1 rRNA gene is annotated in these 1635 nt (G+C 53.5%); it reads right to left on the bottom strand.

The window, feature by feature from the left end:
* Nucleotides 1–25: 25 nt before the first annotated feature.
* A 16S ribosomal RNA gene (locus tag CWM57_RS27020) occupies nt 26–1565 on the bottom strand.
* Between the last annotated feature and the right edge of the window lie 70 nt (nt 1566–1635).

Here is a 1635-nt window from a genome sequence, read left to right as displayed (position 1 = left end):
CACTACAAAGGCAGGTTCTTTAAGGTAAGGAGGTGATCCAACCGCAGGTTCCCCTACGGTTACCTTGTTACGACTTCACCCCAGTCATGAATCACAAAGTGGTAAGCGCCCTCCCGAAGGTTAAGCTACCTACTTCTTTTGCAACCCACTCCCATGGTGTGACGGGCGGTGTGTACAAGGCCCGGGAACGTATTCACCGTAGCATTCTGATCTACGATTACTAGCGATTCCGACTTCATGGAGTCGAGTTGCAGACTCCAATCCGGACTACGACATACTTTATGAGGTCCGCTTGCTCTCGCGAGGTCGCTTCTCTTTGTATATGCCATTGTAGCACGTGTGTAGCCCTGGTCGTAAGGGCCATGATGACTTGACGTCATCCCCACCTTCCTCCAGTTTATCACTGGCAGTCTCCTTTGAGTTCCCGGCCGGACCGCTGGCAACAAAGGATAAGGGTTGCGCTCGTTGCGGGACTTAACCCAACATTTCACAACACGAGCTGACGACAGCCATGCAGCACCTGTCTCACAGTTCCCGAAGGCACCAAAGCATCTCTGCTAAGTTCTGTGGATGTCAAGACCAGGTAAGGTTCTTCGCGTTGCATCGAATTAAACCACATGCTCCACCGCTTGTGCGGGCCCCCGTCAATTCATTTGAGTTTTAACCTTGCGGCCGTACTCCCCAGGCGGTCGATTTAACGCGTTAGCTCCGGAAGCCACGCCTCAAGGGCACAACCTCCAAATCGACATCGTTTACAGCGTGGACTACCAGGGTATCTAATCCTGTTTGCTCCCCACGCTTTCGCACCTGAGCGTCAGTCTTTGTCCAGGGGGCCGCCTTCGCCACCGGTATTCCTCCAGATCTCTACGCATTTCACCGCTACACCTGGAATTCTACCCCCCTCTACAAGACTCTAGCCTGCCAGTTTCGAATGCAGTTCCCAGGTTGAGCCCGGGGATTTCACATCCGACTTGACAGACCGCCTGCGTGCGCTTTACGCCCAGTAATTCCGATTAACGCTTGCACCCTCCGTATTACCGCGGCTGCTGGCACGGAGTTAGCCGGTGCTTCTTCTGCGGGTAACGTCAATCGATGAGGTTATTAACCTCACCGCCTTCCTCCCCGCTGAAAGTGCTTTACAACCCGAAGGCCTTCTTCACACACGCGGCATGGCTGCATCAGGCTTGCGCCCATTGTGCAATATTCCCCACTGCTGCCTCCCGTAGGAGTCTGGACCGTGTCTCAGTTCCAGTGTGGCTGGTCATCCTCTCAGACCAGCTAGGGATCGTCGCCTAGGTGAGCCGTTACCCCACCTACTAGCTAATCCCATCTGGGCACATCTGATGGCATGAGGCCCGAAGGTCCCCCACTTTGGTCTTGCGACGTTATGCGGTATTAGCTACCGTTTCCAGTAGTTATCCCCCTCCATCAGGCAGTTTCCCAGACATTACTCACCCGTCCGCCGCTCGTCACCCGAGAGCAAGCTCTCTGTGCTACCGCTCGACTTGCATGTGTTAGGCCTGCCGCCAGCGTTCAATCTGAGCCATGATCAAACTCTTCAATTTAAGTTTGATGCTCGTGAATTAAACTTCGTAATGAATTACGTATGTTCACTCAGAGACTTGGTATTCATTT

Source organism: Klebsiella sp. G-Nf4, from assembly GCF_002810615.1.
GTDB classification, from domain to species: domain Bacteria; phylum Pseudomonadota; class Gammaproteobacteria; order Enterobacterales; family Enterobacteriaceae; genus Klebsiella; species Klebsiella variicola.
The sequence above is the reverse complement of the archived record's forward strand: the minus strand, read 5'-3'. Positions and strand labels throughout refer to the sequence as shown.